This window comes from Azospirillum terrae, from assembly GCF_053470425.1.
The window spans coordinates 1,168,459-1,184,070 of sequence record NZ_JBPXMR010000001.1; the positions used below are offsets into that span (position 1 = coordinate 1,168,459).

The following is a 15,612-nucleotide window of genomic DNA, read 5'->3' on the forward strand; positions in this document are numbered from 1 at the left end:
CCCCACGGCCCCGAGGGACCGGCGTTTCTTCAAGGAGCATGGTGGTGAAGCATTGAGCCTTTGTTAACAGGCGGTTGCGGCCTGCCGCCGCACGGCACGCAACGCCGCCTCGATCAGCGCCAGCTGGTCGTCCACCGAAACGGCAATCTGCGACGTGACTTCGAGCCCGCGGTCCTCATAGACGTTGGCGCGCGGGTGCGCCTCGGCCCAGCGGAGAATCGCCGCGTCGCGCTGGTGCAGCAACTCCTCGATCTGCGGGCGGAACAGGCGCACCAGCGCGGTGATCCAGCGGTTGGCCGGCCAGGACGGCCGGGCGTGGTCGATGGTGAAGCAGTCCAGCATGCGCACCACGTCGGCGGCCGGGTACCAGGTCTCGCCGGTCACCCAACGGTTGGTGGTGAACAGCCGCACCGCCCGCCCGCCATGATCCATGGCGATGCCCACCAGATGCGACAGCGCGTCGTTGTCGCCGGCCGGCGCGACGTAATCCTCGACCGGCGCCGGCCGCACGCCGTCGGGCATGCCCAGCGGGCGCAGGAAGGTGTGGAAGTGGCCGTGCTCGCCCGCGGCCTGCTCGGCCGGTGGGTGGCAATGGTAATAATATTGGGCATGGTACTCGGCGTCGTAGACGTCGCCCTGCGGGTAGTGCCGCCACTCGTAGACGGAACCCTGGCCTCGCAGCAGTTCACCGACCACCGTGTCGCCGGTCTTGGCCAGCACGCGCTGGCAGGTGCGGACCTCGCGGGCCGCTTCCGCCATGGCTTCGAGGGTGTCGCGGGGCAGACCGTTCAGATCGATCATCGGGGCGGGCACCCTGTCGGTTCAGGACCACTCAATACGTAGGCAAAACAACGCCCCCTGCAAGGATTTTGCGCGCCCTCACCGCACCGTGCGCGACGACCCGCTGCCCGCACCCGTGCCCGCCACGCCGATGCTGCTCCCCGTCCGCAGGGTCCAGGCGACGAGGCGTTCCATCACCTGTCCCAACGCCGCGTCGAAGGCGGTCACCACGCCCTGAACGCCGCCGTCGTTCACCGGGACCACCGCCTCGAAGGTCTCGCCGGCCTCGATGGTGCGGCGGGGCATGCCGACCAGCTTGGCGGCGATGCGCACGCGCACGCGGTCGGGGTTGGCCGCGGTCGGCACCGAATACTCGGCCTGGAAATCGCGGATTTCCGTGCGCAGCACGAAGTCGGAGCGCAGCCCCGCCGTGTCGCGCCCGACCGAGACGATCTTGCGGCTGTCTTCCAGGGATTGGACGATCAGCCCCTGGAGCATGGCCGGCGCCCGGTCGGTCCAGGACGCGTCCGCCAAGTAGTCGATGGAGGTCGCCGTCTTCTCCACCGCGATGCGCGGCGTGTCGAGCGCCGCCCCGGCGATGGGCGTCTCCACCAGCAACTGGAAGCCCGCCTGCGGCAGCGCCGGGTCGAACCGCTCGGCCGGCGTCAGCGTGTAGAGCTTGGCCGGCGTCGGCGAAAGCGCCCCGGCGCAGGCGGTCAACACCGCCACTTGGGCCACCATCAGCACCGCCAACATCAAAGGCCGGTGGGCGTTCATCGTTTGCGGATCTCCACGCCGTTGCGGGTGCCGCCGAACAGGAAGTTCGACGGATCGTTGTCGATGCGCGTCACCACGCGTGAGATCTGCCCGGACAGATCCCGCAACTGAGTGACGAGCAAGGTTATCTCATACAGACCCGTCGTGGCAAAGTCGTGCACCGGCTGGCGGTTTTCGCCGACCATGGTGTTGAGCTGCCCCGACGCCTGCTTCAGCGATGCGGTCAACTCGTGCAGGTCGGCCGTCAGCGTCGCCATCGACTTGCCGGCCTGCACCACCGTCTGGTCAAGGTGCGGGCCGACCGTCTGCGCGGTGCGGTTCAGCTCGGCCAGCAGCCCGCTCAGCTCGCGCACCGTGGCGTCCAATCCCTGGGTGGCGGCGGCAACGTCGCCGCTCACCTGACGGGCGTTGGCCAGCGTCTCGGTCATCGCCTGGACGTTCTGCGGGCTCATCAGGCCGGCGGACAGCCTATCGGTCAGGTCGAGCACGCGGGAGAGGATCTGCGGGGCCGCGTCCACCACCGTCGCCAGCGTCGACGGGCGCGACGGGATGACCGGGATGCCGTGGCTCTCGGCGTGCTTCAGCAGTTCGCTGTCGGTGGTGCCGCCGGTGATCTGCACGTAGGCGCCGCCGGTGACGCCCTGCACCTCCAGGGACGCGATCGAGTCGGTCTTGATCGGCGTGTCCTTGGTCACCTCGATGGTGACGCGGACCTGGGTGACGTTGTTCGGATCGAGGCGCAGGTCGGTGACGGTGCCGATGGGGATGCCCTGGTAGCGCACCGGGCTGCCGGTCTGCAAACCCGTCACCGAGCCGGTGAAGTAGATGTAATAGGGCTGCCGCGTCTCCTCCAACTGGATCTTGGCGACCCACACCGTAAAGGCGAACAGGGCGAGAAGCAGGGTCAGCACGAAGCTGCCGACGAGGATGTAGCTGGCGCGCGTCTCCATGAACTCTCAAGCCTCCACACGACGGGCGGCGCGGCCGCGCGGCCCGTGGAAATAGTCGCGGATCCAGGGATGATCGTCGCGCAGCAGCTCGTCCAGCGTGCCGACCTTGATGCGCTTGTCCACCAGCACGGCGATGCGGTCGCAGATCGAGGTCAGGCTGTCCAAATCGTGCGTCACCATGAAGACGGTCAATCCCAGGCTCCGTTGCAGGTTGCGGATCAGCTCGTCGAACGCCGCGGCGCCGATGGGGTCGAGGCCGGCGGTGGGCTCGTCGAGGAACAGGATCTCCGGGTCGAGCGCCAGCGCGCGGGCCAGACCGGCGCGCTTCTTCATGCCGCCCGACAGCTCGGAGGGGAATTTCGGCCCGGCGTTGGCCGGCAGGCCGGACATGGCGATCTTGACGCGCGCGACCTCCTTGATGAGCGGGCGCGGCAGCGTCGTGTGCTCCTTCAGCGGCACTATGACGTTCTCGGCCACGGTGAGCGAGCTGAACAGCGCGCCGTCCTGGAACAGCACGCCGGTGCGCGCCTGCAAGGCGACGCGCTCGCGGTCGTTCAGGGCGGCGGTGTTCTTGCCCAGCATTTCGATGGTTCCGGCGGCCGGGCGGATCAGGCCGAGGATCTCCTTCATCAGCACCGACTTGCCGGTGCCGGAGCCGCCGACCACGCCCAACACTTCGCCACGCTCGACGTCGAGGTCGAGGCCGTCGTGGATCACCTGCGTCCCGAAGCGGGTGACGAGGCCGCGCACGCGAATGGCAGGTTCGCGCTCCATCGCTCAAACCCCCAGAATGGAGAAGAGGATGGAGAACACCGCATCCATGACGATGACCAGGAAGATCCCCTCCACCACGGACCGCGTGGTCAGCGCGCCGACGCTCTCGGCGCTGCCTGTGACCTTCAGGCCCTCGTAGCAGCCGACCATGGCGATCACCAGCGCGAACACCGGGGCCTTGGCGATGCCGACCAGGAAGGTGTTGAGCCCGACCGCGCCCTGAAGCTGCTTGATGAACTGCGCGAAGGTGATGCCCAGCGACATGTAGCTCATGGTCGCACCGCCCAGCAGCCCCATGATGTCGGCGAAGAACGACAAGAGCGGCAGCGAGACCATCAGCGCCAGCACGCGCGGCACCACCAGCAGTTCGATGGGATCGAGGCCGAGGGTGGAGATGGCGTCCACCTCCTGATTCACTTTCATCGTGCCGATCTGCGCGGTGAACGCCGAGCCGGAGCGCCCGGCGACGATGATCGCCGTCATCAGGATGCCCAACTCGCGCAGGATGGAGATGCCCAGCAGGTTCACCACGAACAGCTCCGCCCCGAAACGCCTGAGCTGGTCCGCCCCTTGGAAAGCCATCACCACACCGATCAGGAACGACAGCAGGCCGAGGATCGGCAGCGCGTTCAGCCCGGTCTGCTCAATATGGAACAGCACCGAGCGATAGCGCAGCCGCGACGGGTTGAACAGGATGCGGCCCAGCGACAGCGTGACGACGCCCAGGAAATTGATCAGCTCCAGCCCTATGTGCAGGCCGCTGAGGGTGGCGCGGCCGGTGCGCTCGACCATCTCGATGATCGGGTGCGGGGTGGGATGCTGCACCGGCGGCGTGTGGTCGGCCTCGCGCACCGCGTCGAACAGCGCCTGATGCTCGGGGCGGACCGCGGCCACCTCGACCGCATGCCCTTCGGCGCGCAGCCGGTCGGCGAGGTGCGCCAGCAGCAGGGCGCCCACGGTGTCCAGCGCATCCACCCCGGACAGGTCCAGGCGCACGGCGCTTTCGCGTGCCGGGGGGTGCAGCGCGTCCAGCTTGTCCATCAGCGCGCGGGCACCGTGCAGGTCCCACCGTCCGCCAGCGCTCAGCACCAGCGCGCCATCGCCGGCCTGCGCCGTCTCCATCCAGGCCCGTTCGGGCGCCATGCGGTCTACCCTCTTGATATCTTTCGCAGACGAAAGCTTTGCCGACATTGGCCGGAGCACCCGCCGCGGTCAACGTCGTGCTGCATGCAACGTTTGTAGGGGCGATTTGCGCCAAAGCCGCGGCATGGCTAGTATGCCGCCGCGCCAACCGCCGATTTCACGGAACCAAAGCACCATGAACCTGAAAGACCACATCCGCGGCATCCAGGATTTTCCCAAGCCGGGCATCCTGTTCTACGACATCTCGCCGCTGCTGGCCGATGCCGCCGCGTGGCAGGAGACGGTGCGCCGGCTCGCCGAGGCGATCCGCCCCTACAAGCCCGACGTTCTGGTCGGCATCGAGTCGCGCGGGTTCCTGGTGGCGGCGCCGCTGGCGCTGGCGCTGGGCATCGGCTTCGTCATGGTGCGCAAGCGCGGCAAGCTGCCGGGCGACAAGGTCACGCATTCTTACGACCTGGAGTACGGCACCGACACCATCGAGATCCAGTCCGACGCCGTGAAGCCCGGCCAGCGCGTGGTGGTTCTGGACGATCTGCTGGCGACCGGCGGGACGATGGCGGCGGCGATCAAGCTGCTGCGTCAGGTCGGCGGCGACGTGCAGGCGGCGGGTTTCCTGGTCGAGCTGACCTTCCTCAATGGCCGCGAGCGCATCGACGTGCCATGCGAGACGCTGCTGAGCTACGATTCGTAGGGGGTGTTGCTGCGGGTCTGGCGATTCGTGGCGTCGGGGGCAAGATTCACACGGATTGCACGGATTGAGGCACGGATTACACGGATTTTCTTTAATCGTGCGCAGCAAAGGCTGTCGGGTAAGCCTACGACGCAGCAAGCATCAAAAAATCCATGTAATCCGTGTTCAAATCCCCAAAATCCGTGTGAACTCTTGTCTCCCGACCTACGACGCGCCCCCAGCCCGCGCCAACGCCTCCAAGCAGTCGTCCAGGCTGCGGCTCAGCAGGCGCAGCATGACCTCGCGGTAGGGCACCTTGTCGCCCACCGTGCGCGCCCGCTCCACCGTATCGGCATAGCCCTGCACATCGTCCGGCCGCACCGACACCGGCGGGTAGCCGGCGCGGTTCAGCAGCAGATTGGCGATCAGCAGCGCCACCGCCGCGTTGCCGCGGGCAAAGGGGCGCACGATCATCAGCCGGTGGTGCGCCTCCAGCGCCGTCTCGACGCCGGGCTCGGTGCGGCGCAGCCAGCCGCTCAGCGCCGCCATGGAGACCCGGACCTTCGCCGGGTCGGCGTTGTCGCCCTCGTCCGGCAGCGGCGCGTCGCGGTACTGCCCGGCACCGGCGTCCAGGCCCTGGTAGAGCACGCCCTGCAAGGCCGTCACCGTGCGCTCGGTGATGATTCCACCGCCCTCGTAGGCCAGCCGCGCCATCAGCGCCAGCGCCTGCACGTGATTGAGCACGAGGCGTTGCGCCTCCGCCGGCCGGTTGCGCAGCACCGCACCGCGGCCCAGCACGAACAGCACCTCCTCCGGCGTCAGGCCGGCACCCTCGACGGCGACGCAGGCGATGGTCAGCTCGCGCTCGAAGCGGTCGGCCAGTTCGCCGACGACCTCCACCGGCAGCGGGCGCGCGGCGTCGAGCGCACGCTTCTTGTCGTTGATCTCGTCCAGCAGCGCCATCACCATATCCCTTGCCCGGTCCCGACGATGTATAGGGGGTCGCGGCGCCGGCCGGAAGAGAGCCTGCGGGCTTTTGCCGCTTGGAATATGCCTTGTATGCCGCAGAGTGCCCAATCTAAGCTTTTCACAAGGGGCGCGGCGCACGAACTGCGGGGAGGACGGGCTGGATGGATCACGTCGTCTGGGATGATTCGATGAGTGTCGGCGTCGGGATTCTCGACAACGACCACAAGCGGCTGCTGGACATGTTCAACGGCCTGTTGAAGACCGGCGTGTCGACCAAGAGCAAGGACGACCTGATCACGCTGCTGGAAGGTCTGTGCGACTACACGGACGTGCACTTCCGCCGCGAGGAGGCGCTGATGGAGCGCCACGCCTTCCCGGACATGGAGGCGCACAAGGCAGCGCACCGCTACTTCGTCGACGAGGTCGAGAAGCTGCGCCGCGAGCTGCGCGGCGACCAGACGATGATGCTGCGCATCGACCTGATCCTGCTGCTGAAGGAATGGCTGATCGAGCACATCCAGACCACCGACAAGCAGTACAAACCCTACATGGTGGACGAGAACGCCACGACGGCGGGGTGAACTCCGGCGGGGAGAGACGCGATCATGAAGGCTTTTCTCTGGAACCGGTTGACCGCGGAACGGCGCACGCCGCACCCGCCCGGGGGCACGCCATGAACCGCGGGCTTCCCCCGCCACCGACAAGGTTCGGACCGGCGCCGGCCCAGACCAAGCCGGCACCGGGATCACACGCCGTCGGGCACGGGATGGCTCCCCCGCCGACCCGGTTCGGGCCGGCGCCCGTCCAAGCCAAGCCGACACCGGAGAGCGCGGCAGTGGCGCGCCGGACGGCTCCGCCACCGACCCGCTTCGGAGCGGCGCCGGTTCAAGCGAAGCCGGTCGCGGCGCGCGCCGGACTCGGGGTGGCTCCGCCGCCGCCCCGGTTCGGGCCGGCACCCGTCCAAGCCAAGCCGGCACCGGCCGGCGCCGCGGCCGGATCACCGCAGATGCACGCCCCCAGGGCGCGCCATGCGACGGCACCGCGCCGTTCCGGCACCATCCAGCGCATGTTGGCCAACAATTTGCCATCCGACAACATTCCGATCCGCTGGGGCCTCGTCCGCGGCACGTACGAGAAAGCTCCCAACAAGGCCGACCTGCACGTCGATGCGAAAGGGGACGGCCCCGGCCTGAATCCAAAGGATATGTGCGCCGCGCTGACCGAGGTCTACGAGTACATGGTCGCCCGGGAACAACAGGGCGGCCCATTGGGCGTCCTGGAGGTGCATCCGACCGGTGCCGCCATCGTCAAGGTCGTCGTCGAGATGCTGGGCGAGGTGTTCGGCTCGTTCTACAGCAAGAACAAGGCGCGGGCACAGAAAGCGTTGCGCAAGAAGTTCGGCGACAACGGCGGCGGAAGTTCGGACAAGCTGATGCCCGGCGTCCTCGACGAGCACTTCAGTTCCCTGGATGCGCTGCAGGGCACCGACGCCTTGGAGATCGTGCCGCAAGTCTCCGCAACGAACGTCGCCTACAAGAGCACGCTGGCAGACTACGACCAGAACATGCTGGCCAACACGACGCTCGGCAAAGCGAAGTTGGCGAAGTACAAAGGCGTCCTGCGGGACGAAGACGAGCCGATGGGACCGGGACTGAAGATCACGATCTTCTCGACCCGCATCCCCGAGATCATCCGTCTGCTGGAATCCAGGAAGTAAGCGCTCGGAGGTCTGCGCGATGGCTTGGTACGGCCGCACCGTGCCTGCCGCGCTCCCGTTTGGAAAGCGCGACGGGCACGGTGTGGTTCACTCCGCCGGGTGGTGCGCCGCGCCGTAGCCGGCGGCCTCTTCTTCGTCGGTCGGGAACGGCTTCTTCTTGGCGATGTAGCTGTACACCGTCGGCACCACGAACAGCGTCAGCAGCGTACCCAGCATCATGCCGCCGACGATCACCGCGCCGATGGCCTGCCGGCTCTCGCCGCCCGCCCCGTGCGCGTATGCCAGCGGTACCGCGCCGAGCACCATCGCACCGGTGGTCATCAGGATCGGCCGCAGGCGCAACACCGCCGCTTCCTCCACCGCTTTCCGGATGTCCACGCCCGAGCGCTGGAGCTGGTTGGAGAACTCGACGATCAGGATGCCGTGTTTGGTGATCAGGCCGACCAGCGTCACCAGACCGATCTGGCTGTACACGTTCATCGTCGCCCCGGTGTACAGCAAGGCCGCCAGCGCGCCGGTCATCGACAGCGGCACCGTCAGCATGATGACGAACGGGTCGATGAAGCTCTCGAACTGCGCCGCCAGCACCAGATAGATGAACGCCAGCGCCAGCACGAAGACGAAGTACAGACCCGTAGCCGACTCGCGGAACTCGCGGCTCTGGCCGGCGTAGTCGGTCTGCGCCGTGGCCGGCAGCACCCGCCCCGCCGCCTCCTGCATGTACGACAGCGCTTCGCCCAGTGACGAGCCCGGCGCCAGCGTGGCGGTGATGGTGGCGGAGCGCAGCTTGTTGAAGTGGTTCAGCTCCTTGGGCGACACCCGCTCCTCGATCTTCACGAGGTTGGCGAGCGACACCATCGGCCCCATGGTGCTGGTCACCCCGGTGGCGGTGGCGGCCGGTGGCGCGCCGCGCACGTAGATGGACGCGATGTCGTCGGGGTTGCGGCGGTCGACGTCGGCGACCTGGACGATGACGTCGTACTGCTTGCCCTCCTTCTTGAAGCGCGTCACCTGCCGGCCGCCCAGGAAGGTCTCCAGCGTGCGGCCCACCGTCTCCACGTCGATGCCCATGTCGGCCGCCTTGTCGCGGTCGAGGGAGATGCGCAGCTCCGGCTTGTTCAGCTTCAAATCGGTGTCGATGTTGGTGATGCCGGGATTCTTGCGCGCCTCGGCCATCAGGGCGTCGACCAGCTTTTGCAGCTCGGGATAAGACAACGTGGTCTGGACGACGAAGTTGACCGGCTTGTCGATGGGGCTCTGGCCCAGGGACGGCGGGTTGGCGACGAAGGCCAGGATGCCGGGGATGCCAAACATCTTGGGGAACAGCTGGGCGGTGATCGCCTGCTGCTTCACGTCGCGCTGGTCCCAGTCGATCAGGCGCACGAAGCCGATGCCCTGGTTGACCACCGGGAAGCCGACCACCACGAAGAACTTCTCCACAACCGGCACCGAGCGGAAGATCCCCTCCATCATGGTGGCGTAGCGCTGGGTGTAGTCCAGCGTCGAGCCTTCCGGCGCGATGGCAATGCCGATGATGGTGCCGCGGTCCTCGACCGGCGCCAGTTCGGACTTGAGATTGGTGAACAGCGTGTAGCTGGCGCCGGCCACCACCATGCCGATCAGCAGCACCACCGGCCGCGCCCGCAGCGACAGCCGCAGGAGCCACCGATAGCCGTTGGTCAGGCCGTTCAGGATGCCTTCGATCAGGTTGTAGATGATGTTGTGCTTGGTCTCGTGGTGCAGCAGCTTGGAGCACATCATCGGCGACAGCGTCAGCGCCACGAAGCCCGACACCACCACCGCGCCCGCCAGGGTCAGCGCGAACTCGGTGAACAGGCGGCCGGTGCGGCCAGTCATGAAGCCGATCGGGGCGTACACGGCCGCCAGCGTGATGGTCATCGCCACCACCGCGAAGCCGATCTCCTTCGAGCCCTTCAGCGCCGCCTGGAAGGGCGGCATGCCCTCCTCGACGTGGCGGAAGATGTTCTCCAGCATGACGATGGCGTCGTCCACCACGAGGCCGATGGCCAGCACCATGGCGAGCAGCGTCAGCGTGTTGATGGAGAAGCCGAAGGCGTACATCAGCGCGAAGCCGCCGACCAGCGAAACCGGGATGGTCACCAGCGGTACCAGCGTCGCGCGGAACGAGCGCAGGAAGAAAAAGATGACGAGCACCACCAGACCGATGGCCTCGAAGATCGTCTTGAACACCGCGTCGATGGAGCGCGAGATGAACACCGAGCTGTCGTAGGCGACGTCCACGCCCATGCCCTCGGGGATCGCCGCCTGGATCAGCGGCAAGGCGCCCTGCACCGCCTTCGACACATCCAAGGGGTTGGCGGTGGACTGCTTGATGACGCCAATGGCGACGGCGGCGCGGCCGTTGAAGCGGGCGCTGACGCGCTCGTCCAGGGCGCCCAGCTCGGCCCGGCCGACATCCCTCAGGCGCACGAGGTAGCCGTCCACGTCGCGCAGGATCATGTCCTCGAACTGCGCGGGCGTGCGCAGGTCGGTCTCCGACACCACGGTGAACTCGCGCGCCTTGCTCTCGACGCGGCCGGCGGGGATCTCGACGTTCTGCTTGCGCAGCGCGTTCTCGACATCCTGCGGCGTGATCTTGTAGGCGGCCATGCGCTGCGGATCGAGCCAGATGCGCATGGAAAAGCGCCGCTCGCCGAAGATGCGCACCTGCGCCACGCCGGGCAGGTTCTGCAAGCGGTCCTTGACGTAGCGGTCGGCGAAGTCCGTCACGTCCAGCGGCGAGTGGCGGTCGGAGGAGAACGCCAGATAGAGGATCGGCTGCGCGTCGGCCTCGACCTTGGCGATGACCGGCTCGTCGATCTCGTTGGGCAGCATGGCGCGCACGCGCCCCACCCTGTCGCGCACGTCGCTGGCCGCCACGTCGACGTTGCGGTCCAGGCGGAAGCGCACGGTGATCTGACTCTTCTCCTGGCGGCTGATCGACGACATCACGTCGATGCCCTCGATGCCGGCGAGCGAGTCCTCCATGGGCTGGGTGACCTGGCTCTCGATGATCTCGGCCGAGGCGCCCTTGTAGGTGGTCTCCACGGTGACGACGGGCTCGTCGATCTTCGGGTATTCGCGCACCGACAGGCGCTGGTACGAGACGACGCCGATGAGCATCAGTGCCAGACTCATCACCGTCGCCAGGACCGGCCGGCGGATGGAGATATCGGACAACACCATGGCGTCAGCTCCCCTTGCCCGGCGCGGCGCCCGGCGGCCCCGGCGGCGGCTTGGTCGGGTCGATGACCATCACCGGCGCGCCGTCGCGGATCTTCAGCTGGCCGGCGGTAACGACCACGTCCTCGGGCTTCAGCCCTTCGGCGATCTCGACCTCGGCGTTGCGGCGGTCGCCGAGCTTGACCTTGGTCTGGGCCACCTTGCCGTCCACCACCTTGAAGACGAACTGGTCGGTGCCGAAGGCGACCACCGACTGCTCGGGCACCAGCACGGCGTTCTGGTCCACCGTCAGCGTCAGCGTGACGCGGGCGAACAGGCCCGGCCGCAGCGCGCCATCGGTGTTGGGCACGCGGGCGCGCACCGCCAGCGCGCGGCCGTTCACGTCGATCAGCGGGTCGATGGCGTAGACTTCGCCCTCGAACTTGCGGCCGCCGAAGGCGTCCACCAGGACGGCGAGCTTCTGGCCGGACTTCACCGCCGGCAGGTAGGCCTCGGGCACGCGGAAGTCGAGCTTGAGGGTGTCGATGGCTTCCAGATTGACGAAGTCCTTGCCGGCCGCGACAACGTCGCCGACCGACACCTTGCGCAGGCCGAGCACGCCGTCGAACGGCGCCGTGACGGTCAGCTTCTCCAGCTGCGCCTGGGCGAGCTGCACGGCGGCCTGATCGGCCTGGAGCTTGGCGTAGGCCTGCTCGCGGTTGCGCGCCGGACCGGCGTTGCGGCTCAACAGTTCCTCGGCGCGCGCCAGCTCGGCCTTGTCGAAGGCGATGCTGGCCTGCGCCTGCGCCAGCGTGGCCTTCGCCACCGAGTCGTCGAGGCGCACGAGCACGGCACCCTTGGCGACGCGCTGGCCTTCCTTGAAGGCGATGTCGGCGATGCGGCCGGCGACTTCCGGGCGGATCACCACAGATTCGTTGGACAGCAGCGACCCCACGGAGGTGATCGTCCGCGCCACCGCGCCGACGCGCACCGGCACGGCTTCCACCGGCATCGGCGGCATGCCGCCGGGGGGGCCGGCCGGCTTGCCGCCCGGAGGCGCCGATGCGCCGCCCGTTGCCGGCGCGCCCTTCACGAGCGCCACCAAGGCATCCAGGCTGCCGCCGTTCTTGATGAAGTACCAGTACCCCCCGCCGGCGACAGCAACGAGGATGAGAAGCGCGAGGGTGCGAGAAGGGCGCATGGATGTCTCGTGAACCGGGGGGAAGCGCGTGTCTTGTTGGGCGCCGCACCGCAGGGGTGGCCGCCATGAACTGAACTATATCGTTCAGTTCAGTTCCGATGTCGAGACACTTGGAGAGGATCTAGGCCGGATGGCCGAATGCGGAAGGTCCGCTTTACGGCGTCGCGGGCGTGCAGCAGCACACGACCTCCAGGTCGCAGCCTTCCGTCGAGACGGCGCCGCCGCGCAGCACCAGCCGCCGCGCACCGCGGTCGATCAGCAGATCGGCCGGCGCGCCGGAGCGCAGCAATCCGCCCTCCTCCAGCGGAACCACGCAGGCACCTTCCAGATCGACGCCACGGCAGCAGCATGGCGCGCCGCCGGCCGGCAGCACGGCGCGGATCAGCCCGTCCTCGATGCGCAGGTCGGCCAGCACGGTGCCATCCCCGGCCACCCGCGCGGCCAGTTCGGGCACGGCGTCGGGAACCATGGCGAGGCACACACGGGCGCGCTTCAGCCAATACTTCTCGGTCGCGAGGAGGCGGGAGGTGTCCATCATCCTGCCCGCGAGCATACCGTTGTATTGGTTAACGGAACCTTCCCTTGCCCTGTGGCGCGATGCTGGCAATCTCTGGAGGCACGCCACCGGAGAGCCCCGCCATGCTGATCGCCCAGATCACCGACCTGCACGTCACTCCCCGCGACACCGTGGCGTTCGGGATGGTGGACACCAACGCGCACCTCGCCGCCGCGGTGGCGCACCTGAACCGGCTCGACCCGGCACCGGACCTCGTGCTGATCACCGGCGACCTCGCCAACACGCCCACACCGGCCGAGTACGAGATGTTGGCGGAACTGCTGGCGCCGCTCGCCCTGCCCTGCCGCGCCATTCCCGGCAACCACGACGACCGCGCCGGCCTGCGGGACACTTTCGGGCCGCGCGGCTGGGTGCCGATGCAGGGCGAGTTCCTGCACCAGACCGTGGACGACGGCCCGTTGCGCGTCATCCTGCTCGACACGCAGGAGCCGGGCCGAGTCGAGGGCCGGCTGTGCGAGCGGCGGCTGGCGTGGCTGGCCGAGCGGCTGGCGGAGGCGCCGGGCAAGCCGACGCTGATCGCCATGCACCACCCGCCCTTCCGCACCGGCCTGGAGGGCATGGACCGCATCCGCTGCTTCGGCGTCGAGGGGCTGGCGGCGCTGCTGGCACAGCACCGCAACGTCCTGGGCATCGTCTGCGGACACGCGCACCGGCCGGTCACCGTGGGCTGGGGCGGCGTGGTGGCGTTCTCCGCGCCCTCGACCGCGCACCAGATCGCGCTCGACCTGCGCGTGCAGGCACCCTACCGCTGGACCACGGAGACGCCGGCCGTGGCGCTGCACCGCTGGACCCCCGAGGACGGACTGATCACCCATCTGAGCTTCATCGGACCGGAGTTCCAGGCCCGCCCGTTCCCCTGACGCCCGCATACCGGGGTGTTCCCAAATTCGGGGGCGGCGCCGATCTGCTTCCAATTTATGGAAATGTCGGAGCACCGCCGCCGACGGAAACCTTGTGCAGGGCGGGGCCTGCATTTGGCACGAAAGCTGCGTATTCGCTGGGGACCTCTCCTGCCATGGAGCCACCATGTCCCCGACCCTCGCGGATTTCGCCGTACTCGCCAGCATCGGCGTGTGCGCCTTAGCCATCGGCCTTTATGTCCGCGCGGTCATCGGCTTCGAGCGGGCGCTCGACGAACTGACGGCGTCGTCACCGGCGCTCGCCGCCCGCCGCACCTCCCCTTGACCGAGGAAACACGCATGGACACCGCCAGCACGCAGTCCTGCCACGTGCGCCGGAACGATGACATCTCCTATCTGAACGGGCGCCTGACCTTCGAGACCTACCCGTCCATGCGCGCGACGCTGGACGGCATTCTGCGCCACCGCGCGCCGCGGCACGTCATCGACGTGAGCGCATTGCAGCACATCGACTCGGCCGGTCTGGGCATGCTGCTGATCGCCAGCGAGGAGATGAAGCGCGCCAACAAGATTCTGGTCCTGCGCGCCGCCACCGGCCAAGTCCGCCGCGTGCTGGAGGTGACCCGCATGAACACGCTGATGGTGATCGAGGACTGAGCGCGGGCGGCTACTTCTTCTCCAGCATCAGCGTGCCCTGCTTCTGAAGGCGGTCGCGGATCTTGCCGCCCAGCAGGGCGAGCGCCCAGGGGAGGTCCACCTCGACGTGGGCGGATTCCTCGTACACGTCGATGCGGCCGGTCAGCGTCTGGCCGAGCGCGGCGACGCTGAACGCCAGCTGGTCCTCGTTCCACTGCTCCTCGACCGTGGCGCCGAGGCCGCCGAGCTGCGCACGCGCCTGCCCCAGTCCGTCCTGGATGCGTGTCTTCGCCCCCTGCTTGCCGAGCTGGTGTGGGATGGTGACGATCAAAGGCTTGCTCATGGCGTGTCCGGCTCCGTCAAGGCGTGCCTTGTGAACAGCGGGAGGCGGGGTTTTGCTCCTAACGTCCCTGCCCCATTATGAAATCCTGGGCTATGAATTCCTGGAAATTGGCGCAGCGCCCGGCGGAGTGCGCCGCCTCGTAGGCGGCGTTGAGCGCGCGCTTGGCCTCCACGGCGGCGACAAAGGCCCAGCGCAGGGACTCGTCCCGAATGCCGAAGCCGTCGAGAGCCAGCCGGTCCAGCACGTGCCGGTAACACTGTTCGGCCCGCGCGCCGGCATCCGCGGCGAAGGTGATGGAGCCCTCGCGCTGCCGGTACTCGCAGAGCGCCCGGCGGGCCAGCGGGATCGCCCCCAGCCGGTCGAGCACCAGCACGTTGAACACCACGTCGTCGCAGAAATTCACGTCCTCCGGCCAGTCTGGGCAGACATCGCGGCGCAGCACGAAGAACATCGGCACCGAGGTGGCGAGAAAGTGCGCGGCGGTCAGCTTTCCCACGCCCTCGCCCGGCGGGAACAGGGTGGAGAGTGCTGCGCCGTCGCGGTCGCGCACCACCGCCACGTTGTCGGCCGCCGCCCCGTGCTCGAGCGCCAGCGGCGCCAGCACGGCGAGGCGGTCCGGCGCCCAGAGGTCGTCGGCGTCGAGCGGTGCCACCAGCGGCAGGGTCGCCGCGCGCAGCCCGGCGTTGCGGGCGGCCGGGGCGCCGCTGCCGGTGCGGCCGGTGGAGACGAAACGCAGGCGCGGGTCGGCCAGCCCCTCGGCGGCGAGCACGGAGCGGTAGTCGGCGCCGTCGTCGGCGACGATGACGGCCTCCCAGGCATCCCAGGTCTGGGCGAGCAGGCTGCGCACGGCGCGGCCGATGGTCGCCTCCGCCCGGTAGGCCGGGATGATCACCGAGACGCCAGCCCCCTCCATCACCGCCCCCCGGCCACGCCGCAAACCTCCGTCATTAGCGGGCGGGCGACGGGGTGCTGTCAACGAGGCTGATCGTGTATGATGCGGGCGCGTATATTGAAGCAGCGGAGCGCGCAATC

The 15,612-nt window shown here is 68.3% G+C and carries 17 protein-coding genes; 6 read left to right on the forward strand and 11 right to left on the reverse strand.

What is annotated here, in order from left to right:
* Positions 1-63 precede the first annotated feature (63 nt).
* The 5 genes from ACSVDD_RS05590 to ACSVDD_RS05610 form a co-directional block, all read right to left on the reverse strand.
* Complete coding sequence (locus ACSVDD_RS05590; protein WP_448188297.1) at positions 64-801, reverse strand: DUF6969 family protein; 738 nt, start codon at positions 799-801, stop codon at positions 64-66.
* Between the two features lie 78 nt (positions 802-879).
* On the reverse strand, positions 880-1,557 hold the full coding sequence (locus ACSVDD_RS05595; RefSeq protein WP_448188298.1) for an ABC-type transport auxiliary lipoprotein family protein: 678 nt from the start codon (positions 1,555-1,557) through the stop codon (positions 880-882).
* Positions 1,554-2,507, reverse strand: a complete 954-nt coding sequence (locus tag ACSVDD_RS05600; RefSeq protein ID WP_448188299.1) for an MlaD family protein — start codon at positions 2,505-2,507, stop codon at positions 1,554-1,556. The genes ACSVDD_RS05595 and ACSVDD_RS05600 overlap by 4 nt, the downstream gene beginning before the upstream one ends.
* Positions 2,508-2,513: 6 nt before the next feature.
* A complete protein-coding gene (locus ACSVDD_RS05605; RefSeq protein ID WP_448188300.1) occupies positions 2,514-3,281 on the reverse strand; it encodes an ABC transporter ATP-binding protein in 768 nt (255 codons plus the stop codon).
* A gap of 3 nt (positions 3,282-3,284) precedes the next feature.
* A complete protein-coding gene (locus ACSVDD_RS05610) occupies positions 3,285-4,424 on the reverse strand; it encodes an MlaE family lipid ABC transporter permease subunit (protein ID WP_448188301.1) in 1,140 nt (379 codons plus the stop codon).
* 175 nt (positions 4,425-4,599) lie between these two features.
* Between ACSVDD_RS05610 and ACSVDD_RS05615 the strand changes: the two genes are divergently transcribed.
* Positions 4,600-5,115 (forward strand): adenine phosphoribosyltransferase, encoded by a 516-nt coding sequence (locus ACSVDD_RS05615; protein WP_448188302.1) that lies wholly within the window; start codon positions 4,600-4,602, stop codon positions 5,113-5,115.
* Positions 5,116-5,319: 204 nt separating this feature from the next.
* On the opposite strand, the gene ACSVDD_RS05620 is transcribed toward ACSVDD_RS05615, so the two are convergent.
* Entirely contained in the window at positions 5,320-6,057 is a 738-nt protein-coding gene (locus ACSVDD_RS05620; RefSeq protein ID WP_448188303.1) for a Fic family protein, read from the reverse strand.
* A gap of 167 nt (positions 6,058-6,224) precedes the next feature.
* Between ACSVDD_RS05620 and ACSVDD_RS05625 the strand changes: the two genes are divergently transcribed.
* Complete coding sequence (locus tag ACSVDD_RS05625; protein ID WP_448188304.1) at positions 6,225-6,644, forward strand: bacteriohemerythrin; 420 nt, start codon at positions 6,225-6,227, stop codon at positions 6,642-6,644.
* 254 nt (positions 6,645-6,898) lie between these two features.
* Entirely contained in the window at positions 6,899-7,780 is an 882-nt protein-coding gene (locus tag ACSVDD_RS05630) for a hypothetical protein (RefSeq protein ID WP_448188305.1), read from the forward strand.
* An 87-nt stretch (positions 7,781-7,867) separates the two neighbouring features.
* Here ACSVDD_RS05630 and ACSVDD_RS05635 read toward each other — a convergent pair whose 3' ends face one another.
* The 3 genes from ACSVDD_RS05635 to ACSVDD_RS05645 all read right to left on the reverse strand — a co-directional run bounded on the left by ACSVDD_RS05635 (position 7,868) and on the right by ACSVDD_RS05645 (position 12,699).
* Positions 7,868-10,987 carry an efflux RND transporter permease subunit gene (locus ACSVDD_RS05635; RefSeq protein ID WP_448188306.1) on the reverse strand — a complete coding sequence of 1,040 codons (3,120 nt, stop codon included), beginning with the start codon at positions 10,985-10,987 and terminating at the stop codon, positions 7,868-7,870.
* A gap of 4 nt (positions 10,988-10,991) precedes the next feature.
* A complete protein-coding gene (locus ACSVDD_RS05640) occupies positions 10,992-12,164 on the reverse strand; it encodes an efflux RND transporter periplasmic adaptor subunit (RefSeq protein ID WP_448188307.1) in 1,173 nt (390 codons plus the stop codon).
* A 154-nt stretch (positions 12,165-12,318) separates the two neighbouring features.
* Positions 12,319-12,699: a hypothetical protein gene (locus ACSVDD_RS05645; RefSeq protein ID WP_448188308.1), complete on the reverse strand. Its 381-nt coding sequence runs from the start codon at positions 12,697-12,699 to the stop codon at positions 12,319-12,321.
* Positions 12,700-12,803: 104 nt separating this feature from the next.
* Between ACSVDD_RS05645 and ACSVDD_RS05650 the strand changes: the two genes are divergently transcribed.
* From ACSVDD_RS05650 to ACSVDD_RS05660, 3 genes are all read left to right on the forward strand, one after another.
* Positions 12,804-13,601 carry a phosphodiesterase gene (locus tag ACSVDD_RS05650; protein ID WP_448188309.1) on the forward strand — a complete coding sequence of 266 codons (798 nt, stop codon included), beginning with the start codon at positions 12,804-12,806 and terminating at the stop codon, positions 13,599-13,601.
* Positions 13,602-13,767: 166 nt separating this feature from the next.
* Positions 13,768-13,926, forward strand: coding sequence for a hypothetical protein (locus ACSVDD_RS05655; protein WP_448188310.1), 159 nt, complete (start codon positions 13,768-13,770; stop codon positions 13,924-13,926).
* Between the two features lie 14 nt (positions 13,927-13,940).
* The gene (locus tag ACSVDD_RS05660; protein WP_448188311.1) at positions 13,941-14,258 is read left to right on the forward strand and encodes an STAS domain-containing protein; all 318 of its coding nucleotides are present in this window, start codon (positions 13,941-13,943) and stop codon (positions 14,256-14,258) included.
* A gap of 10 nt (positions 14,259-14,268) precedes the next feature.
* Here the strand turns inward: ACSVDD_RS05660 and ACSVDD_RS05665 are convergent, their stop codons facing one another.
* Both ACSVDD_RS05665 and ACSVDD_RS05670 read right to left on the reverse strand, forming a co-directional pair.
* On the reverse strand, positions 14,269-14,580 hold the full coding sequence (locus ACSVDD_RS05665) for a polyhydroxyalkanoic acid system family protein (protein ID WP_448188312.1): 312 nt from the start codon (positions 14,578-14,580) through the stop codon (positions 14,269-14,271).
* A 58-nt stretch (positions 14,581-14,638) separates the two neighbouring features.
* Entirely contained in the window at positions 14,639-15,493 is an 855-nt protein-coding gene (locus ACSVDD_RS05670; protein ID WP_448188313.1) for a glycosyltransferase family 2 protein, read from the reverse strand.
* Between the last annotated feature and the right edge of the window lie 119 nt (positions 15,494-15,612).

What these genes read in the sequence shown, in the direction of transcription:
- ACSVDD_RS05590 (WP_448188297.1), bottom strand. Translation starts at nt 801, where the DNA reads ATGATCGATCTGAACGGTCTGCCCCGCGACACCCTCGAAGCCATGGCG.
- ACSVDD_RS05595 (WP_448188298.1), bottom strand. Translation starts at nt 1,557, where the DNA reads ATGAACGCCCACCGGCCTTTGATGTTGGCGGTGCTGATGGTGGCCCAA.
- ACSVDD_RS05600 (WP_448188299.1), bottom strand. Translation starts at nt 2,507, where the DNA reads ATGGAGACGCGCGCCAGCTACATCCTCGTCGGCAGCTTCGTGCTGACC.
- ACSVDD_RS05605 (WP_448188300.1), bottom strand. Translation starts at nt 3,281, where the DNA reads ATGGAGCGCGAACCTGCCATTCGCGTGCGCGGCCTCGTCACCCGCTTC.
- ACSVDD_RS05610 (WP_448188301.1), bottom strand. Translation starts at nt 4,424, where the DNA reads ATGGCGCCCGAACGGGCCTGGATGGAGACGGCGCAGGCCGGCGATGGC.
- ACSVDD_RS05615 (WP_448188302.1), top strand. Translation starts at nt 4,600, where the DNA reads ATGAACCTGAAAGACCACATCCGCGGCATCCAGGATTTTCCCAAGCCG.
- ACSVDD_RS05620 (WP_448188303.1), bottom strand. Translation starts at nt 6,057, where the DNA reads ATGGCGCTGCTGGACGAGATCAACGACAAGAAGCGTGCGCTCGACGCC.
- ACSVDD_RS05625 (WP_448188304.1), top strand. Translation starts at nt 6,225, where the DNA reads ATGGATCACGTCGTCTGGGATGATTCGATGAGTGTCGGCGTCGGGATT.
- ACSVDD_RS05635 (WP_448188306.1), bottom strand. Translation starts at nt 10,987, where the DNA reads ATGGTGTTGTCCGATATCTCCATCCGCCGGCCGGTCCTGGCGACGGTG.
- ACSVDD_RS05640 (WP_448188307.1), bottom strand. Translation starts at nt 12,164, where the DNA reads ATGCGCCCTTCTCGCACCCTCGCGCTTCTCATCCTCGTTGCTGTCGCC.
- ACSVDD_RS05645 (WP_448188308.1), bottom strand. Translation starts at nt 12,699, where the DNA reads ATGGACACCTCCCGCCTCCTCGCGACCGAGAAGTATTGGCTGAAGCGC.
- ACSVDD_RS05650 (WP_448188309.1), top strand. Translation starts at nt 12,804, where the DNA reads ATGCTGATCGCCCAGATCACCGACCTGCACGTCACTCCCCGCGACACC.
- ACSVDD_RS05655 (WP_448188310.1), top strand. Translation starts at nt 13,768, where the DNA reads ATGTCCCCGACCCTCGCGGATTTCGCCGTACTCGCCAGCATCGGCGTG.
- ACSVDD_RS05660 (WP_448188311.1), top strand. Translation starts at nt 13,941, where the DNA reads ATGGACACCGCCAGCACGCAGTCCTGCCACGTGCGCCGGAACGATGAC.
- ACSVDD_RS05665 (WP_448188312.1), bottom strand. Translation starts at nt 14,580, where the DNA reads ATGAGCAAGCCTTTGATCGTCACCATCCCACACCAGCTCGGCAAGCAG.
- ACSVDD_RS05670 (WP_448188313.1), bottom strand. Translation starts at nt 15,493, where the DNA reads ATGGAGGGGGCTGGCGTCTCGGTGATCATCCCGGCCTACCGGGCGGAG.